Source organism: Amnibacterium kyonggiense, from assembly GCF_004364555.1.
GTDB lineage: Bacteria > Actinomycetota > Actinomycetes > Actinomycetales > Microbacteriaceae > Amnibacterium > Amnibacterium kyonggiense.
In genome coordinates, this window is the sequence record NZ_SOAM01000001.1 from 693,243 (window position 1) to 717,033 (window position 23,791).

Here is a 23,791-nt window from a genome sequence, read left to right on the forward strand (position 1 = left end):
CCTCGGTGCAGGGACCGATCGCAACAGGACCGTGACCCGGGGCTCCGGGCCTCTCGTACCATGGATCCACGGGGAATTCCCGGACGAACCACCGGTTGGGGGATGCATGGCTGACGACCCGTTCGGACTCCTCGGACTGACCTACGACGACGTGATGCTCCTGCCCGGGCACACGGACGTGATCCCGAGCGAGGCGGACACGTCGACGCGGCTGACGCGGAACATCCGCATCGCGTCGCCGCTGATCTCCTCCGCGATGGACACGGTCACCGAGTCCCGCATGGCGATCGCGATGGCGCGGCAGGGCGGCCTCGGGGTCCTCCACCGCAACCTGTCGATCGAGGACCAGGCGAGTCAGGTCGACCAGGTCAAGCGCAGCGAGTCCGGGATGATCACGCACCCCGTGACGACGACGCCGGACGCGACCGTGGCCGACGTCGACCGGCTGTGCGGGCACTTCCGCGTCAGCGGGCTGCCGGTCGTCGACGGCGACGGGAAGCTCGTCGGCATCGTCACGAACCGCGACATCCGCTTCGTCTCGCCGTTCGAGAAGGAGACGACGCGGGTCGCCGACGTGATGACGAAGCAGCCGCTCGTCACCGCGAAGGAGGGCGTCGACCCGGACGACGCGATCGGCCTGCTCGCGCAGCACCGCATCGAGAAGCTGCCGCTCGTCGACGACGCCGGGCGCCTGACCGGCCTCATCACCGTCAAGGACTTCGAGAAGAGCGAGCGCTACCCGAACGCGACGAAGGACGAGGCGGGCCGCCTCCGCGTGGCCGCCGCCATCGGCTTCTTCGGCGACGCCTGGGACCGTGCGATGACGTTGATCGACGCGGGCGTCGACATCCTCGTCGTGGACACGGCGAACGGCGACAGCGCGGGCGTGCTCGACATCATCCGGCGGCTCAAGGCGGAGCCGCGCGCGGCCGGCGTGGACGTCATCGGCGGCAACGTCGCGACGCGCAGCGGCGCGCAGGCCCTCATCGACGCCGGCGTGGACGCGGTCAAGGTCGGCGTGGGTCCCGGGTCGATCTGCACCACCCGCGTCGTCGCAGGCGTCGGCGTGCCGCAGGTGACCGCGGTGTACGAGGCGTCGCTCGCCGCGCGGGAGGCGGGCGTGCCCGTCATCGCGGACGGCGGGCTGCAGTACTCGGGCGACATCGCGAAGGCGCTCGTCGCCGGCGCGGAGTCCGTGATGCTCGGCTCGCTGCTCGCCGGCACGGACGAGAGCCCCGGCGACCTGATCTACGTGAACGGGAAGCAGTTCAAGACGTACCGCGGCATGGGCTCGCTCGGCGCCTTGCAGACGCGGGGCAAGAAGACCTCCTACTCCCGCGACCGCTACTTCCAGGCCGACGTGCCCTCCGACGAGCAGCTGATCGCCGAGGGCATCGAGGGGCAGGTGCCGTACCGCGGCCCGGTCGGGAGCGTCGTCTACCAGCTGATCGGCGGGCTCCGCCAGTCGATGTTCTACGTCGGCGGCCGGACGATCCCGGAGCTCCGCGAGCGCGGCCGCTTCGTCCGCATCACCGCGGCGGGGCTGAAGGAGTCGCACCCGCACGACGTGCAGATGGTCGTCGAGGCGCCCAACTACCGCCGCTGACCCGCGCGGGCCGTCCTCGGGGCGATTCCGGCCCCAGCCGGTCCGTTCGGCCGCGCCCGCCGGTCCGTCTCGGCCCGGTCCGGTCGTCCTCACTCGTCCGCGTCGGGCCGAACCAGACCGGGAGGGGCTCCGGTCCACGACGACGGGAGGCCTTCGCCTCCGCTCCTCCCCAGGCGGGTTCTCGCGCCCCCGGTGGGGACGCGGAGCCGCGCGGCTCGGGCGTGGCGCCATGCTCCGTCGCGTGCAGCCCATAACCGCTCGACACCAGCTCCGATTCGTCGGCGTCCGCAACCACACGGGTCTCGACGACCGCACCCTCCGCAAGGCCGCGGCGCGAGGCGAACTGACCCAGGTCGCTCGTAGTGCGTTCGTGGGCTCCTCGGTCTGGACCGCCCTGTCGATCGATGAGCGCCGTCGCCTCGTGCTCGCTGCGAGAGCGGCCAGGGCGAAGCAGCCGATCGTGTTCAGCCACCGCAGCGCGGCCGACCTCCATGGCGTCCCGATGACGGGAAGACGGGACACGGGTGTGGACGTGCTCACGACGCTCGCGAACGGCAGCCGGCGGGAGCACGGGTTCACGAAGCACGCGTCCGCGATGCCCGACCTCGAGGTCGTCGACGTCGAGGGGCTGCGAGTCACGTCCGTCGCCCGCACCGTGGTCGAGCTCGCGATGGTCCTTCCGTTCCGGGACGCGGTCGCTTCCGCGGACTGGGCGCTGCGCCGGGGGATCCCGAGGCAGGAGCTGCTCGCGCTGCTCGACCTCCTCGGTACCGGAGCGGCCCGGAAGCGCGGCGCGCGCGTGATCGCCTTCGCCGACCCGCGGTCCGGGTCGCCGGACGAGTCCAAGAGCCGGGCGCTCATCGACGAGCTCGGCTTCCCGCCGCCGGATCTGCAGGCGCGATTCGAGGACGAGTTCGGGTTCATCGGCGACGTCGACTTCTTCTGGTCGCACGTGCCGCTGATCGGCGAGTTCGACGGCGCGATCAAGCTGCGGGACCCGGCCATGCTGCGGGGCAGGACCCCGGCCGAGGTGGTCCGCGACGAGAAGCGGCGCGAGGACCGGCTGCGCCGCCAGGGGCCGCTCGTCGTGCGCTGGGGTCACGAGGACCTGTCGATGAGTCGTCTGGGCACGATCCTCTTCGGCGCGGGTCTGCGTCCGGTGGTCTGAGCTGTGGGGCGCATTCGGCCCGACGCGGTTCGGATCGGACGACCGGATCGGGCCGAAGTCGCCCGCCGAGCGTCCGCGGCCGGTCAGGGCCTTGCGGGGACCTCGGTCGTGAGCTCGTCCGCGATCTCGAGCACCGACGCGATCGCGTCCGTGTCCGCGATCGCCCGGGCGAGTCGGGCGGCGGCGCGGCGGAACCGGGCGCGCTCGTCGAGCACGTGGAGCACGGCCTCCCGCACCGCGTCCGGCTCGACGCGCTGCTGGTGGAGGTCGATGCCGACGCCGGCCCAGCGGACGCGGGCGTTCACCTCCACCTTGTCCTCCGAGGTGCCCGCGACGACGAGCGGCAGCCCGTGCCGCAGCGCGTGGTGCACGGCGCCGAAGCCGCCGTTCGTGACCATGACCGCCGCGGCGGGCAGCAGGTGGTCGTAGGGCATGAAGCGCTCGACGCGCACATTCGCGGGCAGCGGTCCACCGTGCGCCCGCTCGATCGTCGACCGGTCGGGGCCGCCGGTGGTCGCGACGACGAGCACGTCCTCCTCGGCGAGCGCCCGGATCGTCGGGACGATGAGCTCGGTCGGGTCCTCGTTCGCGTACGTGCCCTGCGTCACGTGGACGATCCGGCGGCGCTCGCTGTAGTCCCACCAGTCCGGGAGCGGGAAGGACGTCGGCGCCGGCAGCGGGCCGACCCAGCGGACCTGCTCCGGCGTGCGCCGGCGCGGGTACTCGAACTGCGGGACGCTGGTCTGGGCCCAGGCGTCGCTCGTCAGCCCGAGGTCGAACAGGCCGCCGCTCGGTCGCCGCCCGGTGAGGCGCTCGATCGTCGCCGCGAACTCCTTCCGGACGCGCTCGAGCGCGACGACGTCCGCGGCGCCGCGCAGCAGCGCGTTCCGCAGCGGGTTGAGCGGCCCCTCGATCGGCGTGAGGCCGGAGCCGAACGGCGGCACGTCCGGGCTGGAGAACGGCAGCGGGAACAGTCCGATCGACAGCACCGCGGGGCGCTCGGACCGCGGCAGCAGGCCGACGGCCGCGGCGCCGACGAACAGCGGCTCCGTCACGACGAGGTCGAACCCGATCCGACCGTGCAGCGCCATGACGGTGCGGAAGTCCGGCTCGACGGAGTCGAGGAACAGCGACCGCAGCAGCCGGGCGACCTCCCGGACGCCGCTGCGGGGCTGCTCGTGCTCGATCCGGGAGGGCGGGACCGCCTCGTCGTAGGGCATGCGCTCGAACACCGCGCCGGCCGCCTCGATCCGGTCCCGGTACGCGTCGCCGCAGAGGAACCAGACCTCGTCGCCGCGCGCGACCATCGCCCGGACGAGCTGGAGCAGGGGGAGGACGAAGCCGTCCTGCCGGGCGCTCGTGAACAGGACGCGGGCCACGCGACCACTCTGGTGCCGCGGCGCCCCGGCCGCGACGATGCGGGGCACCCCCGTCCGGGGAGCCCGGACCGATCCGATGCCGCCTGGATAGGGTGGCCGACCGTGAGCATGGACTTCGAGATCGGCCGAGCCAAGCGCGCACGGCGGGTCTACGCGTTCGACGACGTCGCCGTCGTGCCCTCCCGGCGCACCCGCGACCCGGAGGACGTGTCGACCACCTGGTCGATCGACGCCTTCCAGTTCCAGGTGCCGTTCCTGTCCGCGCCGATGGACTCCGTCACGTCGCCGGCCACCGCGATCGCGTTCGGCCGCCTGGGCGGCCTCGGGGTGCTCGGTCTGGAGGGGCTGTGGACCCGCTACGAGGACCCGGCGCCGCTGCTCGAGGAGATCCGCGACCTGCCGGAGGACCGGGCGACCGCCCGCATGCAGGAGATCTACCGCGCCCCGATCCGCGCGGACCTGATCACCGCGCGCATCGCGGAGATCCGCGCCTCGGGGGTGCCGGTCGCCGCGGCGCTGTCGCCGCAGCGGACCCAGGAGTTCTTCCAGACCGTGCTCGACGCGGGTGTCGACCTCTTCGTCATCCGCGGCACCACGGTCTCCGCGGAGCACGTGTCGAAGTCGACGGAGCCGCTCGACCTGCGCCGCTTCATCTACGAGCTCGACGTGCCGGTCATCGTCGGCGGCGCGGCGACGTACACAGCGGCGCTCCACCTCATGCGGACGGGGGCCGCGGGCGTCCTCGTCGGGTTCGGCGGCGGCGCGGCGACCACCACGCGCACCTCGCTCGGCATCCACGCGCCGATGGCCACGGCGGTCGCGGACGTGGCCGGGGCGCGCCGGGACTACCTCGACGAGTCCGGCGGCCGCTACGTGCACGTCATCGCGGACGGCGGCCTCGGCAACTCGGGCGACATCGTCAAGGCGATCGCGATGGGTGCGGACGCGGTGATGCTCGGCACCACCCTGGCGCGCTCGACGGAGGCGCCGGGCGGCGGCTGGCACTGGGGCCTGGAGGCCCACCACGAGCAGCTGCCGCGCGGTCGGCGGGTGTGGGTCGGTCAGGCCGCGCCGCTCGACGAGCTGCTCTTCGGCCCGGCCCACCGGCCGGACGGGACGGTGAACCTCGCGGGGGCGCTGCGTCGCTCGATGGCGACGACGGGGTACTCTGACATCAAGGAGTTCCAGCGGGTCGAGGTGGTCGTCGCGCCCTACGAGGGCTGACCCGCGCGGCCCGTCGGTCCGGGCCGGCGGACCGCGCGTGAACATCCGTGCAGATCCGCCGCTCACAGATGGGCGCCGCAGTCCGCGCGATTACGCTCCTCGGGTCGAGGAGGCTGCAATGGCGAAGAACCCGGTGAGGACCGACGACGAGGTGGCCCCGGTGGCCGCCACGGGATCGAGGGGACTGGGGCCGTCCCAGCGTCGCGCGGCGATCGCCGCGATGCGGGACCAGGAGCTCGACGTCCTCGTCGTCGGCGGCGGCATCGTCGGCACCGGCTCGGCGCTCGACGCCGTGACGCGCGGCCTGTCCGTCGGGCTCGTCGAGGCCCGCGACTGGTCGGCGGGCACGTCGAGCCGCTCGTCGAAGCTCGTGCACGGCGGCATCCGCTACCTCGAGCAGCTCAACTTCGCGCTGGTGCGCGAGGCGCTCATCGAGCGCGGCCTCCTGCTGCAGCGCATCGCGCCGCACCTCGTGAAGCCCGTCAAGTTCCTCTTCCCGCTGACGCACCGCGTCTGGGAGCGGGCGTACATCGGCGCCGGCATGGCGATGTACGACGCGTTCAGCTGGACGGGCGGCCGCCCGCCCGGCGTCCCGCACCACCGGCACCTGTCCCGCACCCAGCTCTACCGCGCGATCCCGTCCCTGAAGAAGGGCGCGATGATCGGCGGGATGACCTACTACGACGCGCAGGTCGACGACGCCCGCTACGGCGCCTCCGTCGCCCGGACCGCGGCGTACTACGGCGCCCACGTCGCCACCCGCGTGCGCGTGGAGGGCTTCATCAAGGTCGGCGAGCGGGTCGTCGGCGTCGACGCCCAGGACCTCGAGACGGGGGAGCGCTTCCAGATCCGCGCGAAGCAGGTCGTGAACGCGACCGGCGTGTGGACCGACGACACCCAGGCGCTCGTCGGCGAGCGCGGTCAGGTCCACGTCCGCGCGTCGAAGGGCGTCCACCTCGTGGTGCCGCGCGACCGCATCCGGTCGACGATGGGCATGATCTTGCGCACCGAGAAGAGCGTGCTCTTCGTCATCCCGTGGGGCCGGCACTGGCTCGTCGGCACGACGGACACCGACTGGAACCTGGACAAGGCGCACCCGGCCGCGACGGCCAAGGACATCGACTACATCCTCGACCACGTGAACGAGGTGCTGGCGGTGCCGCTCACCCGCGAGGACGTGGAGGGCGTCTACGCGGGCCTGCGCCCGCTGCTCGCCGGCGAGAGCGAGGAGACGAGCCAGCTGTCGCGCGAGCACTACGTCGCGCACGTCGTCCCGGGCCTCGTCGTCATCGCGGGCGGCAAGTGGACCACCTACCGGGTGATGGCGAAGGATGCGATCGACGAGGCGGCATCCGCCCTCGACGAGCGGGTCCCGAAGTCGGTCACGGAGGACATCGCGCTCGTCGGTGCGGAGGGCTACCAGGCCGCCTGGAACCAGCGCGCCGCGATCGCGGCCCGGACCGGGCTGCACACCGCGCGGATCGAGCACCTCCTGAACCGGTACGGCACGCTCGCGTCCGAGGTCATCGCCCTGATCGAGCAGCGGCCCGAGCTCTCCGCGCCGATCCCGGGCGCGGACGACTACCTGCAGGCGGAGATCGTCTACGCGACGACGCACGAGGGCGCGCTGCACCTCGACGACGTCCTCGCCCGACGCACCCGCATCTCGATCGAGGCGTGGGACCGCGGCGTCTCGGCCGCCCCGGTCGCCGCGGAGCTCATGGCGGACGTGCTCGGCTGGGACGCGGAGCACCGACAGCTCGAGGTCGACACGTACCTCGAGCGGGTCCGCGCCGAACGCGAGAGCCAGACGATGCCCGACGACGAGTCCGCCGACCGCGTGCGCCTCGAGGCGCCGGAGATCGTGCAGGCTGTCTGACATGTCGTCGTCCGCAGCGCCCGCCCGGACGCTGCGGGCGGCGTTCCTGACGCCCCGCTCGATCGGGCTGCTGCTGCTCGCGATCCTCATCGCGGTGGTGTTCGCCCTGCTCAGCCAGTGGCAGGTGTCGCGCGCGGTGCAGCAGGGGACCGTCGTCGCGCGGGCCACCGAGAAGATCGTGCCGCTGTCGAGCATCGCGCGGCCCGCCGAGCAGCAGACGGACGCGTCCGTCGGGCAGCGGGCGAGCACCCGCGGCGTCCTCGTGCCCCGCGACACCGTGATCGCGAGCGACCGGCTGAACCACGGGACGCGCGGCTGGTGGGTGGTCGGGCACGCGATCGTCGACGAGCCGCGCGGCGCGCAGCTCGCGGTCGCGCTCGGCTGGGCGCCGTCGGAGGCGATCGCGCGCGCCGCCGCGGACGAGATCCGCCGCAGCGCACCCGTCGACGGGCCGCTCGTCGGCCGGTACGTCGACAGCGACGCCGCGCAGCCGTCCACCTCCGGCGACCCGGACGCGCTGGACGCGGTCTCGACCGCCCGGCTCGTGAACCTGTGGACGCAGGACGTGGGGCAGCCGACCTACGAGGGCGTCCTCACGCTCGACCGGGCGCCCGACGGCCTCACCGACATCTACTCGCCGAAGCCGGGGGAGCAGGTGGAGCTGAACCTGCTGAACATTCTCTACGCGATCGAATGGGTGCTCCTCGCGGTCGCCGCGTTCTACGTCTGGTACCGGCTCGTCCGCGACCGCTGGGAGCAGGAGACCGCGCCCGTCGACGCGGTCGAGCCCGTTCACCACGACGTGTAGAAGAACGGCCTAGCATCGGGCGCATGCCCTGGAGCCCTCTGCGAGTGCCGCCGACGCGCGACTTCCCGACGATCCGGCGCAGCCTCCTCTTCTACAAGGTGTTCGCGTACGCGACGGGCACGTTCCTCCTGCTCGTGTGCCTGGAGGTGCTCCTCCGGTACGCCTTCGGCTCGGAGGTCGTCCTGGGCGGCGCGCTCGGGCCGGTGGCGCTCGTCGCGCCGGAGCAGGTCCGCGCGGTCGGCGGGTTCAACCTCAGCATCGCGGTGCTCATCGCGCACGGCTACCTGTTCATCGCCTACCTCATCAGCGACTTCGTCCTGATCACCGTGATGCGCTACCCGATCACCCGCTTCATCGCGATCGCGGCGGGCGGCGTCGTCCCGACGCTCTCCTTCATCGTCGAGGCGCGGGTGAAGCGCGAGGTGCGCGACTACCTCGCCCACCGCGAGGCGCAGGCGGCCGTCGCCTCGGCCTGACGTCCGCACCTCGCGTTCCGTAGGACGTCGCTTCCTACGAAACGAAGAGTGCGTCAGCGCGGGGTCGAGACGAAGCGCGCCGCGGCCTCGTTCGCCGCTCGCGCCGCGTCCGCGGGGTCGAGGCCCCCGAGCAGCCCCGCCAGGAACGTCCCGACGTGGGTGTCGCCCGCGCCGTTGGTGTCGACCGCGGTCACGGCGGGCACCGACAGGTGGACGGGCGAGCTCCCGCGGCGGGCGATCAGGCAGCCCTCGGCCCCGAGCCGCACGACCGCCCCTGCGCGCACGGTGCCCGCGAGCAGCCGGGCGGCGGCCTCGACGTCGCCGAGCCCGGTCGCGGCGCGCGCCTCGGCCGCGTTGCCGCTCCACCAGTCGACGCGCGGCAGCAGCCGCGCGAGCACGCCCGGATCGGCGTCCGCCCCGAACGGCCCGGGATCGAGCAGCACGGCGACGCGCTCGGGGAGCCGGAGGACGAAGTCGGCCAGCGCCGGCCCGCGCCGCGGCGCGACCAGGCCGTAGCCGTGCACGTGGACCACGTCGTCCGCCCTCACCGCGACGTCCTCGAGACCGGGCGCGGCGGACTCGGCGCCCGGCACCGTCGTGAAGGTGCGCTCGCCGTCCGGCTCGAGCGACGCGATCGAGAACCCGGAGTCGAGGTCCGGGACGGCAGGCAGCGGCGCGGGGACCGCGAGCCCCGCCAATGCCGCGCGCACGAGGTCGCCGAACGGACCGGTGCCGATGCGGCCGAGGAACAGGGCCTCCGCCCCGACGGCGCGGGCCGCGACGAGGGCGCGGAACCCGCCGCCCCCGACCTCGACGCGGCCGGACGTGGCGAGCACGTCCCCGCCCCGCTCCGGCAGGTGCGGGACCGCCGCGACGACGTCGACCAGCGCGTTGCCGGTGCTCACCACGCGGCCGGTCATCGGAGCGCCAGGAGGGCGTCCACCCGGGCCTCGAGCCGGAGGTCGTTGACGGCGCGGACCGTCTCGACCGCGTCGGCGGGGAAGGCGGCGACGCCGTGGACCGCGCCCGCCATGGCGCCGGTCATCGCCGCGATCGTGTCCGTGTCGCCGCCGAGCGACGCGGCGGCGCAGCACGCCGCCCACGGGTCGTCCGGATGCAGCAGCAGCATGGCGAACGCCGCGGGCACCGACTCCTGCGTCGCGAGGCTCGTGCCGATCAGCCTGATCACCCGATCGACGGCCGTGGCACGGTCGAGCCGACCGGCGAGCTCGGTGGTCCAGGTGATGCGGGCGGCGACGTCGGCGCCCGCGACCCAGCGGCCCCGATGCGCCCCGGCCCGGGCGGCCGCGATGCCCAGCGCCACGGCGAGCGGCAGGTCGTGGCCCTCCACCCCGGCGCTCACGACCGCGGCGACGGCCGCGGCGCCCGCGATGGCGACGGACGTGTGGTGGCTGACGAGGCAGGCCTCCTCCACCGCGCCGACGAGGTCGTCGAGGTCCACGATCGGCGTCGCGATCCCGACGGGCGCGATGCGCATCGCGGCGCCGTTCGTCGTGCCGTTGGCCCCGGCGAGCTCCGGGGCGGTGCCCTCCCGCACCGCCTGGATCGCCGCCCGTGTCGAGGGGCCGAGGAGATCGAGGGAGCCGCGCGCTCGCGCGTCCCGCTCCCAGCGGTCCAGGTCGTCGGCGAGTCGGCGCGGGTCGATGCGCCCCTCGCCGCCGATCAGCGCGTCGGCGACGAGCAGCGCCTGCTCGGTGTCGTCCGTCACGTGGCCGGCCGCGAGCCCGTGCGCCAGCGGGTGATCGGGCGCGGCGGCGCGGAAACCCGTCACGGCCCCCGCGGCGAGCACGGCCTCGCGGGGCAGGGTCTGCGTCGGCATGCCGAGCGCGTCGCCGATGGCGAGCCCGGTCAGCGCGCCGAGCGCACGGTCCCTGCGGCTCATGCCCCCATCATGGCGAGCACCGCGTCGACGCTGCTGATCGTGATGAGCGGCGCGTACAGGGTCATCGCGTCGAGCGCGCGGCGGTGGTCCGCGTCGGACAGGCCCGCGCACGCGTCCTCCGGCACGACGACGAACCGGCCGGCGTCCGCCGCGGCGAGCGCCGTCGAGAGCACGCAGCAGTCGGTCGAGACGCCCGTGACGACGAGCCGGTCGGCGCCCTCGGTGGCCGCCGCGAGGTCCGGGCCCCATTTGCCGAAGGTCGGCGCGCTGACGACCGGTGCGTCGCCGACGGGGAGCTCGGGCGTGATGTCCCACATCGGGTCGTCCTCCGGACGCAGCTGGTCGGGCCAGTCGGCGTAGTACGGGATCCAGGAGCCCGTCGGCTCCGCCGGGGCGACGAACCGGGTGAAGACCGTCGCCCCGTCGAACGCGGGCAGCAGGCGGCGGACGCCCGCCGACGCGGAGGCGTACCCGGGCGTCGCCCAGGAGCTCCCCGCGTCGGCGAACACGCGCTGCATGTCGACGACGACGAGCCGGGTGCCGGTCATTCGGCTCGCTCGAGCGGCAGCGCCTCCTGGCGGCGCACGGCCCCGCGGCCGAGCAGGAGGGTCCCGACGAAGCCGATCAGCAGCGCGACGAGCACGCCGAGGTTTGCGTACTGCCAGGCACCGGTCGGTCCGCCGAGGCCGAGCGGCCCGAGGAGGTAGCCCTGCCAGTTGAGCCACTCGGGCACGCCGTACGAGTTGGTGATCAGGCCCCAGCCGATCGCGGTGCCGGCGAGCACGAGCAGCACCGCGGACCAGCGGACGGAGCCGTAGCGGCCGCGGGCGTCGTAGAGCTCCGCGTTCGCGTAGTCGCGACGCCGCAGCAGGTAGTCGGCGATGAAGACGCCGCACCACGCGGCGATCGGCGTGCCGAGGGTGACGAGGAACGCCTGGAACGGGCTCGAGAAGTCGGGAGCGAAGAACGCGACGTAGATCGCGCCCGCGATCATCACGACGCCGTCGATCCCGGCCGCGACCGGACGAGGGATCCGGATCCCGGCCGTGAGCAGCGCGAGCCCCGACGAGTAGATGTCGAGCACCGCGCCGCCGACCAGCCCGAGGATCGCGACGAGCGCGAACGGGACCAGGAACCAGACGGGAAGGATGGAGGTCAGCGCTCCGATCGGGTCGCCCGCGACGGCGTCCGAGAGGCGCTTCGACGATCCGGCGAGGAGCAGGCCCACGATCACGAGGATCACCGGCGCGAGCGCGCCGCCGAGGGTGGTCCAACCGAAGACGCCGCGGCTCCTCGCCGAGCGCGGGAGGTAGCGGGAGTAGTCCGCCGCCGCGTTGACCCAGCCGAGCCCGAACCCGGTCATGACGAACACGAGCGCGCCGACGACCGCCTGCGGCGAGCCGGCGGCGAGGTTCGCGACCGCGTCGAACCGGATGTGCGGCACCGCGAGGATCACGTAGACGACGGTCAGGACCGCGGTGATCACGGTGATCCACTGCTGGAGCCGCATGATCACCGTGAACCCGGCCACACCGGCCCCGACGATGAGCGCCGCCACGACGATCAGCGCGACGACCTTCGTCACGGGGCCGCCGTCCCAGCCGAGCTCGCGGAACACCGTCGAGGTCGCGAGCACCGCGAGCGCGGCGAGCACCGTCTCCCACCCGACCGTGAGGATCCAGGAGAGGACGGCCGGCAGCCGGTTGCCGTTCACGCCGAACGCCGCGCGGGAGAGCACCATCGTCGGCGCGGATCCGCGCTTGCCCGCCAGGGCGACGACGCCGCAGAGGGCGAACGACACCACGATCCCGACGACCGCGACGATCGTTGCCTGCAGGAACGAGATGCCGTTGCCCAGGATGAACGAGCCGTAGCTGAGGGCCAGGACGGAGATGTTCGCGGCGAACCACGGCCAGAAGAGGTCGCGGGGCCGGCCCCGCCGGTCGGCCTCGGCGATGGTGTCGAGGCCGACGACCTCGATGGCGCCCGCCGTGCGGCCGGGGTCGATGGTGGTGCTCATGTGAGCAGTTCCTCTCGTACGGTGGATCGGTAGAGGGCGGGCGGGCGGTTGCGCGCGCCGGCCTGGTGGGCGCCCGTGGGCGTGAGGGTGCCGGACGCCTCCGCGCGGCGCCGGAAGTTCGCGGGGTCGAGGCGGCGGCCGAGGATCGCCTCGTGCACCTCCCGCAGCTGGCCGAGGGTGAACTCCTCCGGCAGCAGGGCGTGCGAGATCTGCGTGTAGCCGAGCTTGTTCTTCAGCCGGCGGACCGCCCACCCGACGATCTCCTCGTGGTCGAAGGCGAGCGGCGGCAGGGCGTCGACCGGGAACCAGGCGACGTTCGGGTCGTCCCGCGTCGTCGCCGCGACCTCCGTGCGCACTAGCGCCCAGTAGACGATCGAGACGACGCGGTCCGGAGCGCCGCGGTCGACCGCGCCGAACGTGTACAGCTGCTCGAGGTGCGCGGCGTCGAGGCCCGTGGTGTCGGCGAGGTTCCGCCGTGCCGCGTCCCGCAGCGATTCGTCGGGCCGGAGCGGGCCGCCGGGGAGCGCCCAGCGGCCGAGGTGGGGCTCCCGGACCCGGCGGACGAGCGGGAGGTGCACCTTGGCCGTGCCCCCGTGGTCCTGGATGCCGAAGATGACGGTCGACACGGCGACGCTGGCGGGCTGCTCGGCCATCGCGCCTCCTGTAATGGTCGAATCGACACGAACTGTGCGGGAGCGTAGCACTGAAGGTGCCCGTGACCATTACTCGGCGCCCCTACCCTTGGAGGGGTGACGAGCACGACCCCGGACGCCCCCGCCCCCGACCGGCCCGCGGGCGAGGCGCATCCCGTCCTCGTCGTCGACTTCGGGGCGCAGTACGCGCAGCTGATCGCGCGCCGCGTGCGCGAGGCGGGCGTGTACTCCGAGATCGTGCCGCACGGCGTCACGGCCGAGGAGGTCAAGGCGCGGCAGCCCGCCGGCATCGTGCTCAGCGGCGGCCCGTCCAGCGTGTACGAGGAGGGCGCGCCCGCGCTCGACCCGGGCATCCTCGAGCTCGGGGTGCCCGTGCTCGGCATCTGCTACGGCTTCCAGGTCATGGCGCAGCAGCTCGGCGGCACCGTCGCGCACACCGGGAACCGCGAGTACGGCTCCACGGCCGTGCGGCTCAGCTCGGACGGCACGGAGGACGGCGCGCCCCTCGTCGCCGGCCAGCCGGTCGACCAGACCGTGTGGATGAGCCACGGCGACTCCGTCGCCACTGCGCCGGAGGGCTTCCGCGTGCTCGCCTCGAGCGAGTCGACGCCGGTCGCGGCGTTCGCGAGCGACGAGCGCCGCATGTACGGCGTGCAGTGGCACCCGGAGGTCCGGCACACGGCGCACGGTCAGGAGGTCATCGAGAGCTTCCTCCACGACGCCGCAGGGATCCCGGCCGACTGGAACCCCGGCAACGTCATCGCCGACCAGGTCGAGCGCATCCGCGCGCAGGTCGGAGACGCCCGCGTGATCTGCGGCCTGTCGGGCGGCGTCGACTCCGCCGTGGCCGCCGCGCTCGTGCAGCGGGCGATCGGCGACCAGCTCACCTGCGTCTTCGTCGACCACGGGCTGCTGCGCGAGGGGGAGGCGGAGCAGGTCGAGCGCGACTACGTCGCCGCCACCGGCGTCAACCTCGTCGTCGTCGACGCGGCGGACGTCTTCCTCGACGCGCTCGACGGGGTGTCCGACCCTGAGACGAAGCGGAAGATCATCGGCCGGGAGTTCATCCGCGCGTTCGAGCGCGCCGCCGCCGACGTCGTCGCGCAGGCCTCGGAGGAGGGCGCGAAGGTCGGCTTCCTCGTCCAGGGCACGCTCTACCCGGACGTCGTCGAGTCCGGAGGTGGCAGCGGCACGGCGAACATCAAGAGCCACCACAACGTCGGCGGCCTGCCGGAGGACCTCGAGTTCCAGCTCGTCGAGCCGCTCCGCACGCTGTTCAAGGACGAGGTGCGCGCCATCGGCCGCGAGCTCGGGCTGCCGGAGGTCATCGTCGGCCGCCAGCCGTTCCCCGGCCCCGGCCTCGGCATCCGCATCGTCGGCTCGGTGACGCGTGACCGGCTCGCGACCCTGCGCCGCGCGGACGCGATCGTGCGCGAGGAGCTCTCCGCGGCCGGGCTCGACGGCGAGATCTGGCAGTGCCCGGTCGTGCTGCTCGCGGACGTCCGCAGCGTCGGTGTCCAGGGCGACGGGCGCACCTACGGGCACCCGATCGTGCTGCGACCGGTCTCGAGCGAGGACGCGATGACCGCGGACTGGACCCGGCTGCCCTACGACCTGCTCGCGAAGGTCTCCAACCGCATCACGAACGAGGTCGCCGAGGTGAACCGCGTCGTGCTCGACGTCACGTCGAAGCCGCCGGGCACCATCGAGTGGGAGTGACGCGCTCGCCCGCTGGTCGAGGTGCGAGCGGGGCGATGGGCCCCACAGCCGGTGTTCCCGGCTGAGGGACTCGAGACCACCGCCGTGCCCGGGCGTCAGCCGACGGCGGCGCGCAGCGGCGCGGACGACCCGGTCGGCTGCCCGACCTCCGCCCAGAGCTCGGATTCGATGCGCGCCGCGACCTCCGCGAGGGCGACCCGGTCGACCGTGAGCGGGTCGTGCGGACGCGTGTCGAGCAGGCACAGCGCACCGATCCGGTAGCCGTCCGGCGACTCGAGCGGGTGGCCGGCATAGAAGAGCCAGCCCTCGGCCGCGATCCGCTCGGTCCTCGTGTCCCCGAGCACGAGCGCGCCGTTCCGCCGGATCGTGCGGTCGCACGGCGCGACGGAGCGGGGCAGCTCGATCGCGGGCATGCCGACCGCGGCCTTCATCACGACGCGGTCGCCGTCGACGAAGGTGACGGCGGCGCCGGTGATCCCGAAGAGCTCCTTCGCGCTCCGCAGCAGCCGGTCGAGCCGCGGGTTGGAGCCGGACTCGAGCAGCCCGGTCCTGTCGAGCGCCTGCTGCCGGTCCGCCTCGGGATCCGGCGCGTCGCGGAGGCGTCGTGCACCGCTCGGCGCCGGGCGGGCCGCGAGCAGGTCGAGCTCGCTGGCCAGTGCGGGCGCGATGCGGCCGGCGAGGGCGTCGTAGGCCTCGGGCGTGCGCGGCGCCTCGAGGGCGGCGTCGTCGTCCAGGAGGTGCAGGACGCCGGTGCGCCGGGCGCACACCTCCGCGGCCACCCGGTCGAGCCGCGTCGCGTGCGCGTCGACGAGCCGCCCCGCTCGGCCGAGGGCGGCGTTCGGCCGCTGCAGCGGCCGGATCCCGAGCACGGCGACGACGGTCGTCGGCGTGGTCGCGGCGCGGAGGATGTCCGTGAGCTGCGCGAGGTCGGCGCGCCAGCGCTCCTCCGGCAGCAGGTTGTAGGCGTCGGACGAGCCGATGCAGAGCACGACCGCGTCGTAGTGCGTCATCCGCACCTCGTCCACGAGGCGGGGCGCGAGGGCCGCGGTCGTGCCGCGGCGTGCGAGCACGTCCACGCGCACCCCGCGCCCGGTGACGTCATGGAGGCGGCGTGCGAGCCGACCGGGGAGCGCGAGCTCCTGGGTCAGGACGCCGAACCCGATCGCGGGACCGTTGCCGAGCACGAGGACCCGGTCAGGGTCCGGGCCGGCGACGATCTGGCGGGGCGAGTCGAACGGGTGCGGGACGACGTCCAGCTCGTCGCGGACGCGCCGGCCCCATCGCGCGGCCAGCGGCGCCAGGAGGTCGGTCACCTGCATGCTGCTCGGTCCTTCCGTTCGGGAGCACGTCACCGTACGGGAGGCGGACGCCTCGGATCGCGAGGCGCACGGCCGCGCGTCGCCCGCTGCACGCGGCGCTGTCCCCAGTCCGCGGCGGGGACGACGAAGGGCGCCCGGGCCGGAGCCCGAGCGCCCTTCGGAGCGCGACCGACTAGTTGTTGCCGCGGAGGATCGCGATGAGGCGGAGGAACTCGACGTAGAGCCACACGACGGTGACCATGATCCCGAAGGCGCCGGTCCAGCCGTACTTCGCGGGGATGCCGCGTCGGACGCCCTGCTGGATCTGGTCGAAGTCGAGGACCAGCGAGTACGCGGCCATGATGACGACCGCGACGCCGATGATCACGCCGAGCACGCCGCTCTGCAGACCGAAGGTGCCGCCGGCGACGCCGGTGATCATCAGCACGACGTTGACGAGCTGGAAGACCGCGTAGGAGACCATCGCGATCAGGAAGATCTTCGTGGCGCGGGCCGAGGCGCGGATCTTGCCGCTCGCGAATAGGGCGAGCGTCACACCGACCGTGACCAGCGTCGCGAGGCCGGCCTGCGCGACGATGCCGTTCCAGCGGTCGTCGAAGATCCGCGAGATGCCGCCGACGAAGAGGCCCTCCGCCGCGGCGTACAGCACGATGAGCGGGACGGACGGCTCGCGCTTGAAGGTGTTGACCATCGCCAGCACGAAGCCGACGAGCGCGCCGACGATCGCGAGGGCGGGCACGAACCAGCCGACGGCGGACGTGGCGAGCAGCACGGCGAAGAGGATCACGGTCTTCACCGCGGTGTCCTCGTACGTCATCCGGCCGGTGTCCGCGGGCGAGGCGGCCGGACGCTCGTACAGCTCCTCGAGATCGGCAGCCGTGACCGTGCTGCCCTTCTTGAACGCGGGGTTGTTGGAGAGGGCGGGGTTCGCCATGGTTCCTGTTCCTGTCTGGACCGTCGCGATGATGCGAGTCGGAACGGGGAGTCTATGAAGATCCCCTGCGGCGCGCAGGCGTTTCCGCTATGGGCTTGCCATGGATCGCGCGCCCGTTGTCGTAGCCTCTGCAGGTGCCCGCCCCGCTCGTCATCGCGCATCGCGGTGCCTGCGGGTACCGGCCGGAGCTGACGCGGAGCGCCTTCCGGCTCGCGCTCGAGCAGGGCGCGAAGGCGATCGAGGTCGACGTGGTCGCGAGCGCCGACGGCGAGCTCGTCGTCCGGCACGACCCGGAGCTGAGCCACACGACCGACGTCGCCGCGCACCCCGAGCTGCGGGAGCGGCTCCGGACGAAGGTCGTCCGCGGCCGTCCGCGTCGCGGCTGGTTCGCCGAGGACCTCACGCTCCCCGAGCTGCGCACCCTGCGGGGGAGGGAGCGCCTGCCGCGTCTCCGCCCGGTCAGCGCGCAGCACGACGGCGCCGAGGAGGTGCTGACGCTCGGCGACGTGATCGAGCTCGTGGCGGCGGCCGGCGACGTGCGCCTCGTCGTCGAGCTCAAGCACGCGGCCCGGTCGGCGCGGCTCGGGCTGCCCCTCGACGAGCTGCTCGCAGCGACCCTCGAGCGCGCGCCCCGCCTGCCCGGCATCGTCGTCGAGAGCTTCGAGCACGATGCGCTCGACCTCCTCGCCGCCCGCGGCCTGCCGCACCCGCTCGTCGCCCTGATCGGGCACGAGCCGCTGATCGACCACCTCACCGTCCGGTACCCCGAGCGCTTCGCCCGGTTCGACGGCGTGAGCCTCGGGGCGAACCTCGTCACACCGCGCACCGTCGCGGGGTTCCGCGAGGTCGGGCTCGACGTGTGGACCTGGACGCTGCGGCCTGAGAACCGCTTCCTCCCGCGCCGCTACCGCCTGCCGGGCAGCCCGTTCGGCCGCTACGCGGAGTACTGGCGGCGGCTCCAGGCGGCCGGCGTCACGGGCCTCTTCGCGGACCACCCGGACCTCGCGCACGCGGTGCTCGGCGGCCCTCCCGGTGTCGGAGTCCCGACCTACTCTTGACGGCATCATGCCGCAGCTCGTCCAGTCGCCGTCAGCCACACCCGGACCGGCGGAGCCCTCGTCCGCACTGCTCGACGGGCTGAACCCGAGGCAGCGCGAGGCGGTGCTGTACCGCGGGCCCGCGCTGCTCATCGTCGCGGGGGCCGGGTCGGGCAAGACCAGCGTGCTCACGCGCCGGATCGCCTCGCTCCTCGAGACGCGGGAGGCGTGGCCCAGTCAGATCCTCGCCATCACCTTCACGAACAAGGCCGCCGGGGAGATGCGCGAGCGCGTCCGGCACATGGTCGGCCATGCCTCGGACGGCATGTGGATCTCGACCTTCCACTCGGCGTGCGTGCGCATCCTCCGCCGGGAGGCGGAGGTGTTCGGCTACGCCTCCGGCTTCACCATCTACGACTCCGGCGACAGCCGTGCGCTGCTGAAGCGGCTCGTGAAGCAGTACGAGGCCGACGTGATGGGCCTCGGCGTCGCGAACGTCGCGGCGCGCATCTCGAAGCTGAAGAACGAGCTCGTCGATGCGGAGACCTTCTCCCGGTCCGTGAACCTCTCGGACCCGAAGGAGGCGCTCTTCCTCACCATCTTCCGCGAGTACTCGCGGGCGCTGCAGGCGGCGAACGCCTTCGACTTCGACGACCTGATCGCGCAGACGGTCTACCTGTTCCGCGCCTTCCCGCACGTGGCCGAGCCGTACCGCCGCCGGTTCCGGCACATCCTCGTCGACGAGTACCAGGACACGAACCACGCGCAGTACGCGCTGATCCGCGAGCTCACGAAGCCGGCGGAGGGGATCCCCGCCGCGTCGCTGACCGTCGTCGGCGACTCCGACCAGTCGATCTACGCGTTCCGCGGCGCGGACATCCGCAACATCATCGAGTTCGAGCAGGACTACCCCGAGGCGACGGTGGTGCTGCTCGAGCAGAACTACCGGTCGACGCAGACGATCCTCGACGCCGCGAATGCGGTCATCGCGAACAACTTCGACCGCAAGCCGAAGAACCTCTTCACCGCGGGCGGCGCGGGAGCGAAGATCGTCGGCTTCACGGGCTACTCGGGTCACGACGAGGCGCAGTTCGTCGCCGACGAGATCGAGCAGCTGCACCGGGGCGGCATGGAGTACCGCGACATCGCGGTCTTCTACCGGACCAACGCGCAGACGCGCGCGCTGGAGGAGATCCTGATCCGGTCGGCCGTGCCGTACCGGATCCTCGGCGGCACGAAGTTCTACGAGCGCGCCGAGATCAAGGACGCGATGGCGTACCTCATCGCCGTCGCGAACCCCGCCGACGCCCTCGCGATGCGGCGCATCCTCAACACCCCGAAGCGCGGGATCGGCCAGGTGACCGAGACGCAGCTGGCGAACCTCGCCGAGCGGAACGGGATCACGTTCCGCGAGGCGCTCCGGCACGCCGCGGACCTCGGGGTCGGGCCGAAGGTCGCGAAGGCGATCACCGGCCTCTCCGACCTGCTCGACGAGGCGACGGCCATGACCGCGCCGCCGGCGGAGGACGCGGCCCCGATCCCGGTGTTCGACGTGCTGTCGCTGCTGATGCAGAAGAGCGGGTACGTCGACGCGCTGCGCGCCAGCCGCGACCCGCAGGACGAGGCGCGGCTCGAGAACATCGAGGAGCTCCTCGCCGTCACGAAGGAGTTCCAGCGGAACAACCCGGACGGCCTGCTCATCGACTTCCTGACGGAGACGGCGCTCGTCGCCGCCGCGGACGAGCTCGACGACTCGTCCGGGACCGTGTCGCTGATGACCCTGCACACCGCGAAGGGCCTCGAGTTCAAGGCGGTGTTCCTCACGGGGATCGAGGAGGACCTCCTCCCGCACCGGATGAGCGCGAACGAGCCGGGCGGCCCGTCGGAGGAGCGGCGCCTCTTCTACGTCGGCATCACGCGCGCGAAGGAGCGGCTGTACCTGTCGCTCGCCATGACGCGGAACAGCTACGGGGAGACGAGCGTGTCCGCGCCGAGCCGCTTCCTCGCGGAGATCCCCGCCGAGCTGATCGACTGGCGGCAGTCACCGGGGATGACCGGTCCGGGCGCCGGCTCCCGGGCCGCCGGCAGCCTCTCGTGGAGCGGTGGTGTCGGCTCCGGGCCGGCCGCGCAGAAGCCGAAGACCGAGTGGACGAACCGCGTCACCGGGAAGGTGCGCGACAACGGCGACCTCGAGCTGGCGATCGGCGACCGGGTCCGGCACGACGACTTCGGCGAGGGCCGGGTGCAGGCGATCACGGGCACCGCGGCGAAGCGCATCGCCGAGGTGCAGTTCGACACCGCCGGTCGGAAGCGGCTGCTGGTCAAGGTCGCGCCGATCGTGAAGCTGTGACGCTGCACGTCCGGCCGTTCGCGGACGGCGACGAGGACGCGGTCGTCTCCCTCTGGGAGGCGGCCGGGCTGACGCGGCCCTGGAACGACCCGCACCGCGACATCGAGCGGAAGAAGCGGGTGCAGCGCGAGCTGTTCCTCGTCGCGACGGACTCGACGCCCGCGGCCGGCGGAGACGACGCGGTCGTCGCGACCGCCATGGCCGGCTACGACGGGCACCGCGGGTGGGTCTACTACCTCGCCGTCGCCCCGGACCGGCAGGGCGAGGGCCTCGGCCGGCTGCTCATGGCCGCGGCGGAGGAGCGGCTCGTGGCCCTCGGCTGCCCGAAGGTGAACGTGCAGATCCGGTCGGGCAACGACCGGGTGACCGCGTTCTACGACCGCCTCGGCTACGCGCCGGACGGGGCGACCGGGCTCGGCAAGCGCCTGATCCCGGACGACTGAGCCGGGCTCAGGAGATCCGGGCCCGCAGGATGCGCGCGGGCGACGGCTGCGCGGCCGGCGCGGGCTGCGCCGCCGCTGGGGCCGCGGTCTCCGCGGCGGTGCGCTCGAGCGCCTCCCGCTCGGCGTCGGAGAGGTGCTCCAGCAGCAGGGACCGGACCGCGGCGACGTGCGCGTTGTCCGCGAGCTCGAACTTCTGCCGACCCATGCGCGTGACCGCGACCGCGTGGACCCGGCCGGACTTCTGCCGGTCGATCAGCTCCCGGTGCTGCATGCGGGTCAGCTGGTGCGAGAGGCGGCTCTTGTCCCAGCCGAGCAGGGCCGCGAGCTCGTTCTGCCGCAACTGCCGCTCGGGCGCCTCCACGAGGCACCGGAGCACGTCGAACTCGGCGGCCGAGAGATCGGCGGCGGAGCGGATCTGGTGCTCGACGACACCGGTCGCGAGGTCGGACAGACGCTGGATGAGGCGCCACGTCGACGCCTCGCCGCTCGTCAGCTCCCCGGCCATGCTCGCACCGTATCCCGTCAGGGTTGACGTGGCAACGCGGGCGCTCCCAGGGGCCCGGCGAGCGCTCGGTGGACGGCCGGTAGGGTTGCCCGGTTCCGCCAGTGAAGGAGACGTGGGCTTCGGATGGATCTCTTCGAGTACCAGGCGCGTGACCTGTTCGAGCAGCACGGGGTGCCGGTTCTCGCCGGCATCGTCGCGGACACGCCGGAGCAGGCGCGGGCCGCCGCCGAGCGGCTCGGCGGCGTGACCGTCGTCAAGGCGCAGGTGAAGGTCGGTGGTCGCGGCAAGGCCGGCGGCGTGAAGGTGGCGAAGACGCCCGACGACGCCGAGGCCGCGGCGAAGGCCATCCTCGGGATGGACATCAAGGGCCACACGGTGCATCGCGTGATGGTCGCCGCCGGCGCGGACATCAAGGAGGAGTACTACTTCTCCGTCCTGCTCGACCGTGCGAACCGCTCCTACCTGTCGCTCGCGAGCTTCGAGGGCGGCATGGAGATCGAGGAGCTCGCGGTGACGCGGCCCGAGGCGCTCGCCCGTGTCGAGGTCGACCCGAGCGAGGGCGTCACCCTCGAGAAGGCCGTCGCGATCGCGCGGGCCGCGAACTTCCCCGCCGAGCTCGTCGAGAAGGTCGCCCCGGTCTTCGTCAAGCTGTACGAGGTCTACACGGCGGAGGACGCGACGCTCGTCGAGGTGAACCCGCTCGTCCTGACGGGCGGCGGCGACATCGTCGCACTCGACGGCAAGGTCTCCCTCGACGAGAACGCCGACTTCCGCCACCCGGAGCACGCGGCGCTCGAGGACAAGGCATCGGCCGACCCGCTCGAGGCGAAGGCGAAGGCCGCGGACCTCAACTACGTGAAGCTCGACGGCGAGGTGGGCGTCATCGGCAACGGTGCCGGGCTCGTCATGTCGACGCTCGACGTCGTCGCCTACGCGGGGGAGCGGCACGGCGGCGTCAAGCCGGCGAACTTCCTCGACATCGGCGGCGGCGCCTCGGCCGCCGTGATGGCGGCGGGACTCGACGTGATCCTCGGCGACCCGCAGGTGAAGAGCGTCTTCGTCAACGTCTTCGGCGGCATCACCGCGTGCGACGCGGTCGCGAACGGCATCGTGCAGGCGCTCGGCATGCTCGGGGACGCCGCGACGAAGCCGCTCGTCGTCCGACTCGACGGCAACCGGGTGGAGGAGGGACGGCGGATCCTCACGGAGGCCGCGCACCCGCTCGTCACCCTGGCGCTCACCATGGACGACGGCGCCGACAAGGCCGCCGAGCTGGCCGCTGCGAACTGAGAGGACGAGCACATGTCGATCTTCCTGAACAAGGACTCCAAGGTCATCGTCCAGGGCATCACCGGCGGTGAGGGCACGAAGCACACCGCGCTGATGCTGAAGGCCGGGACGCAGGTCGTCGGCGGCGTGAACGCGCGCAAGGCCGGCACCACCGTGCAGCACGGCGAGACGACCCTGCCCGTGTTCGGCACGGTGAAGGAGGCGATGGCCGAGACCGGCGCGGACGTCTCCATCGCGTTCGTGCCGCCCGCCTTCGCGAAGGACGCGATGATCGAGGCGATCGACGCGGCGATCCCGCTGCTCGTCGTGATCACCGAGGGCATCCCCGTGCAGGACGCGGCGGAGGCATGGGCGCACGCCAAGGCGACCGGCGGGAAGACGCGGATCATCGGCCCGAACTGCCCGGGCATCATCACACCGGGCGAGTCCCTCGTGGGCATCACGCCCGCGAACATCACCGGCAAGGGCCCGGTCGGCCTCGTCTCGAAGTCCGGCACGCTGACCTACCAGATGATGTACGAGCTGCGGGACCTCGGCTTCTCCACGGCGATCGGCATCGGCGGCGACCCGGTCATCGGCACGACGCACATCGACGCGCTCGCCGCGTTCGAGGCGGACCCCGAGACGAAGGCGATCGTGATGATCGGCGAGATCGGCGGCGACGCGGAGGAGCGCGCGGCCGACTTCATCAAGGCGAACGTGACGAAGCCGGTCGTCGGTTACGTCGCGGGCTTCACGGCGCCCGAGGGCAAGACGATGGGGCACGCCGGTGCGATCGTGTCCGGCTCCGCCGGCACCGCGCAGGCGAAGAAGGAGGCCCTCGAGGCCGCCGGCGTCAAGGTCGGCAAGACGCCGTCCGAGACCGCCGCCCTCCTCCGCGAGGTGCTGCCCGCCTAGTCCTTCCTTCCACGGGTCCGGGGATCCGCGCGCTCGTCGCGCAGATCCCCGGACCCGTGAACGGGACACCCCGCGGCGGTGCTCCGCCCGGGCGGGGAGCGTCCGTAGCCTGCCGGGATCGACTCCTCGACCCTCCTCCCCGACGCACCCGACGTCGTCCCGGCACCCCCGACGCGGCAGC

21 protein-coding genes are annotated in these 23,791 nt (G+C 73.1%); 12 read left to right on the plus strand and 9 right to left on the minus strand.

What is annotated here, in order from left to right; genetic code table 11:
- Positions 1 to 106: 106 nt before the first annotated feature.
- Positions 107 to 1,606, plus strand: coding sequence for an IMP dehydrogenase (gene guaB / locus CLV52_RS03640; protein ID WP_133764926.1), 1,500 nt, complete (start codon positions 107 to 109; stop codon positions 1,604 to 1,606).
- A 241-nt stretch (positions 1,607 to 1,847) separates the two neighbouring features.
- A complete protein-coding gene (locus tag CLV52_RS03645) occupies positions 1,848 to 2,774 on the plus strand; it encodes a hypothetical protein (RefSeq protein WP_133764927.1) in 927 nt (308 codons plus the stop codon).
- A gap of 83 nt (positions 2,775 to 2,857) precedes the next feature.
- On the opposite strand, the gene CLV52_RS03650 is transcribed toward CLV52_RS03645, so the two are convergent.
- Positions 2,858 to 4,153: a nucleotide disphospho-sugar-binding domain-containing protein gene (locus CLV52_RS03650; protein ID WP_133764928.1), complete on the minus strand. Its 1,296-nt coding sequence runs from the start codon at positions 4,151 to 4,153 to the stop codon at positions 2,858 to 2,860.
- Between the two features lie 108 nt (positions 4,154 to 4,261).
- On the opposite strand from CLV52_RS03650, the gene CLV52_RS03655 reads away from it, so the two are divergent.
- The 4 genes from CLV52_RS03655 to CLV52_RS03670 all read left to right on the plus strand — a co-directional run bounded on the left by CLV52_RS03655 (position 4,262) and on the right by CLV52_RS03670 (position 8,540).
- Entirely contained in the window at positions 4,262 to 5,377 is a 1,116-nt protein-coding gene (locus tag CLV52_RS03655; RefSeq protein WP_133765824.1) for a GuaB3 family IMP dehydrogenase-related protein, read from the plus strand.
- Positions 5,378 to 5,495: 118 nt separating this feature from the next.
- On the plus strand, positions 5,496 to 7,256 hold the full coding sequence (locus CLV52_RS03660) for a glycerol-3-phosphate dehydrogenase/oxidase (RefSeq protein ID WP_133764929.1): 1,761 nt from the start codon (positions 5,496 to 5,498) through the stop codon (positions 7,254 to 7,256).
- 1 nt (position 7,257) lies between these two features.
- The gene (locus CLV52_RS03665) at positions 7,258 to 8,064 is read left to right on the plus strand and encodes an SURF1 family cytochrome oxidase biogenesis protein (RefSeq protein WP_133764930.1); all 807 of its coding nucleotides are present in this window, start codon (positions 7,258 to 7,260) and stop codon (positions 8,062 to 8,064) included.
- A gap of 23 nt (positions 8,065 to 8,087) precedes the next feature.
- Entirely contained in the window at positions 8,088 to 8,540 is a 453-nt protein-coding gene (locus CLV52_RS03670; protein ID WP_133764931.1) for a DUF3817 domain-containing protein, read from the plus strand.
- A gap of 53 nt (positions 8,541 to 8,593) precedes the next feature.
- On the opposite strand, the gene CLV52_RS03675 is transcribed toward CLV52_RS03670, so the two are convergent.
- Genes CLV52_RS03675 through CLV52_RS03695 form a run of 5 tightly spaced genes read right to left on the minus strand, consistent with a single transcriptional unit; the run spans position 8,594 to position 13,116 of the window.
- Complete coding sequence (locus CLV52_RS03675; protein ID WP_133764932.1) at positions 8,594 to 9,460, minus strand: PfkB family carbohydrate kinase; 867 nt, start codon at positions 9,458 to 9,460, stop codon at positions 8,594 to 8,596.
- Positions 9,457 to 10,443, minus strand: a complete 987-nt coding sequence (locus CLV52_RS03680; RefSeq protein WP_133764933.1) for an ADP-ribosylglycohydrolase family protein — start codon at positions 10,441 to 10,443, stop codon at positions 9,457 to 9,459. Before CLV52_RS03680 ends, CLV52_RS03675 begins: the two co-directional genes overlap by 4 nt.
- Positions 10,440 to 10,991, minus strand: a complete 552-nt coding sequence (locus tag CLV52_RS03685) for a cysteine hydrolase family protein (RefSeq protein WP_133764934.1) — start codon at positions 10,989 to 10,991, stop codon at positions 10,440 to 10,442. The genes CLV52_RS03680 and CLV52_RS03685 overlap by 4 nt, the downstream gene beginning before the upstream one ends.
- Positions 10,988 to 12,463, minus strand: coding sequence for a purine-cytosine permease family protein (locus tag CLV52_RS03690; protein WP_133764935.1), 1,476 nt, complete (start codon positions 12,461 to 12,463; stop codon positions 10,988 to 10,990). Before CLV52_RS03690 ends, CLV52_RS03685 begins: the two co-directional genes overlap by 4 nt.
- Positions 12,460 to 13,116, minus strand: a complete 657-nt coding sequence (locus tag CLV52_RS03695; RefSeq protein ID WP_133764936.1) for an NUDIX hydrolase — start codon at positions 13,114 to 13,116, stop codon at positions 12,460 to 12,462. Before CLV52_RS03695 ends, CLV52_RS03690 begins: the two co-directional genes overlap by 4 nt.
- Before the next feature lie 96 nt (positions 13,117 to 13,212).
- On the opposite strand from CLV52_RS03695, the gene guaA reads away from it, so the two are divergent.
- Positions 13,213 to 14,835, plus strand: a complete 1,623-nt coding sequence (gene guaA, locus CLV52_RS03700; protein ID WP_133764937.1) for a glutamine-hydrolyzing GMP synthase — start codon at positions 13,213 to 13,215, stop codon at positions 14,833 to 14,835.
- Positions 14,836 to 14,930: 95 nt separating this feature from the next.
- Here guaA and CLV52_RS03705 read toward each other — a convergent pair whose 3' ends face one another.
- Positions 14,931 to 16,154, minus strand: a complete 1,224-nt coding sequence (locus tag CLV52_RS03705) for an SGNH/GDSL hydrolase family protein (RefSeq protein ID WP_133764938.1) — start codon at positions 16,152 to 16,154, stop codon at positions 14,931 to 14,933.
- Between the two features lie 172 nt (positions 16,155 to 16,326).
- Positions 16,327 to 17,088 (minus strand): Bax inhibitor-1/YccA family protein, encoded by a 762-nt coding sequence (locus CLV52_RS03710; protein WP_133764939.1) that lies wholly within the window; start codon positions 17,086 to 17,088, stop codon positions 16,327 to 16,329.
- A gap of 134 nt (positions 17,089 to 17,222) precedes the next feature.
- Between CLV52_RS03710 and CLV52_RS03715 the strand changes: the two genes are divergently transcribed.
- The 3 genes from CLV52_RS03715 to CLV52_RS03725 are packed head-to-tail and all read left to right on the plus strand — an operon-like array spanning position 17,223 to position 20,918.
- Positions 17,223 to 18,146, plus strand: a complete 924-nt coding sequence (locus CLV52_RS03715) for a glycerophosphodiester phosphodiesterase family protein (protein WP_246017943.1) — start codon at positions 17,223 to 17,225, stop codon at positions 18,144 to 18,146.
- 7 nt (positions 18,147 to 18,153) lie between these two features.
- Positions 18,154 to 20,475: an ATP-dependent helicase gene (locus CLV52_RS03720; RefSeq protein WP_133764941.1), complete on the plus strand. Its 2,322-nt coding sequence runs from the start codon at positions 18,154 to 18,156 to the stop codon at positions 20,473 to 20,475.
- Positions 20,472 to 20,918 carry a GNAT family acetyltransferase gene (locus tag CLV52_RS03725; protein WP_133764942.1) on the plus strand — a complete coding sequence of 149 codons (447 nt, stop codon included), beginning with the start codon at positions 20,472 to 20,474 and terminating at the stop codon, positions 20,916 to 20,918. The genes CLV52_RS03720 and CLV52_RS03725 overlap by 4 nt, the downstream gene beginning before the upstream one ends.
- Positions 20,919 to 20,925: 7 nt before the next feature.
- On the opposite strand, the gene CLV52_RS03730 is transcribed toward CLV52_RS03725, so the two are convergent.
- Positions 20,926 to 21,423, minus strand: a complete 498-nt coding sequence (locus CLV52_RS03730; RefSeq protein ID WP_133764943.1) for a MarR family winged helix-turn-helix transcriptional regulator — start codon at positions 21,421 to 21,423, stop codon at positions 20,926 to 20,928.
- Positions 21,424 to 21,546: 123 nt separating this feature from the next.
- Between CLV52_RS03730 and sucC the strand changes: the two genes are divergently transcribed.
- Positions 21,547 to 22,713 carry an ADP-forming succinate--CoA ligase subunit beta gene (gene sucC / locus CLV52_RS03735; protein WP_133764944.1) on the plus strand — a complete coding sequence of 389 codons (1,167 nt, stop codon included), beginning with the start codon at positions 21,547 to 21,549 and terminating at the stop codon, positions 22,711 to 22,713.
- 12 nt (positions 22,714 to 22,725) lie between these two features.
- Entirely contained in the window at positions 22,726 to 23,610 is an 885-nt protein-coding gene (sucD, locus tag CLV52_RS03740) for a succinate--CoA ligase subunit alpha (protein WP_133764945.1), read from the plus strand.
- Positions 23,611 to 23,791 lie beyond the last annotated feature (181 nt).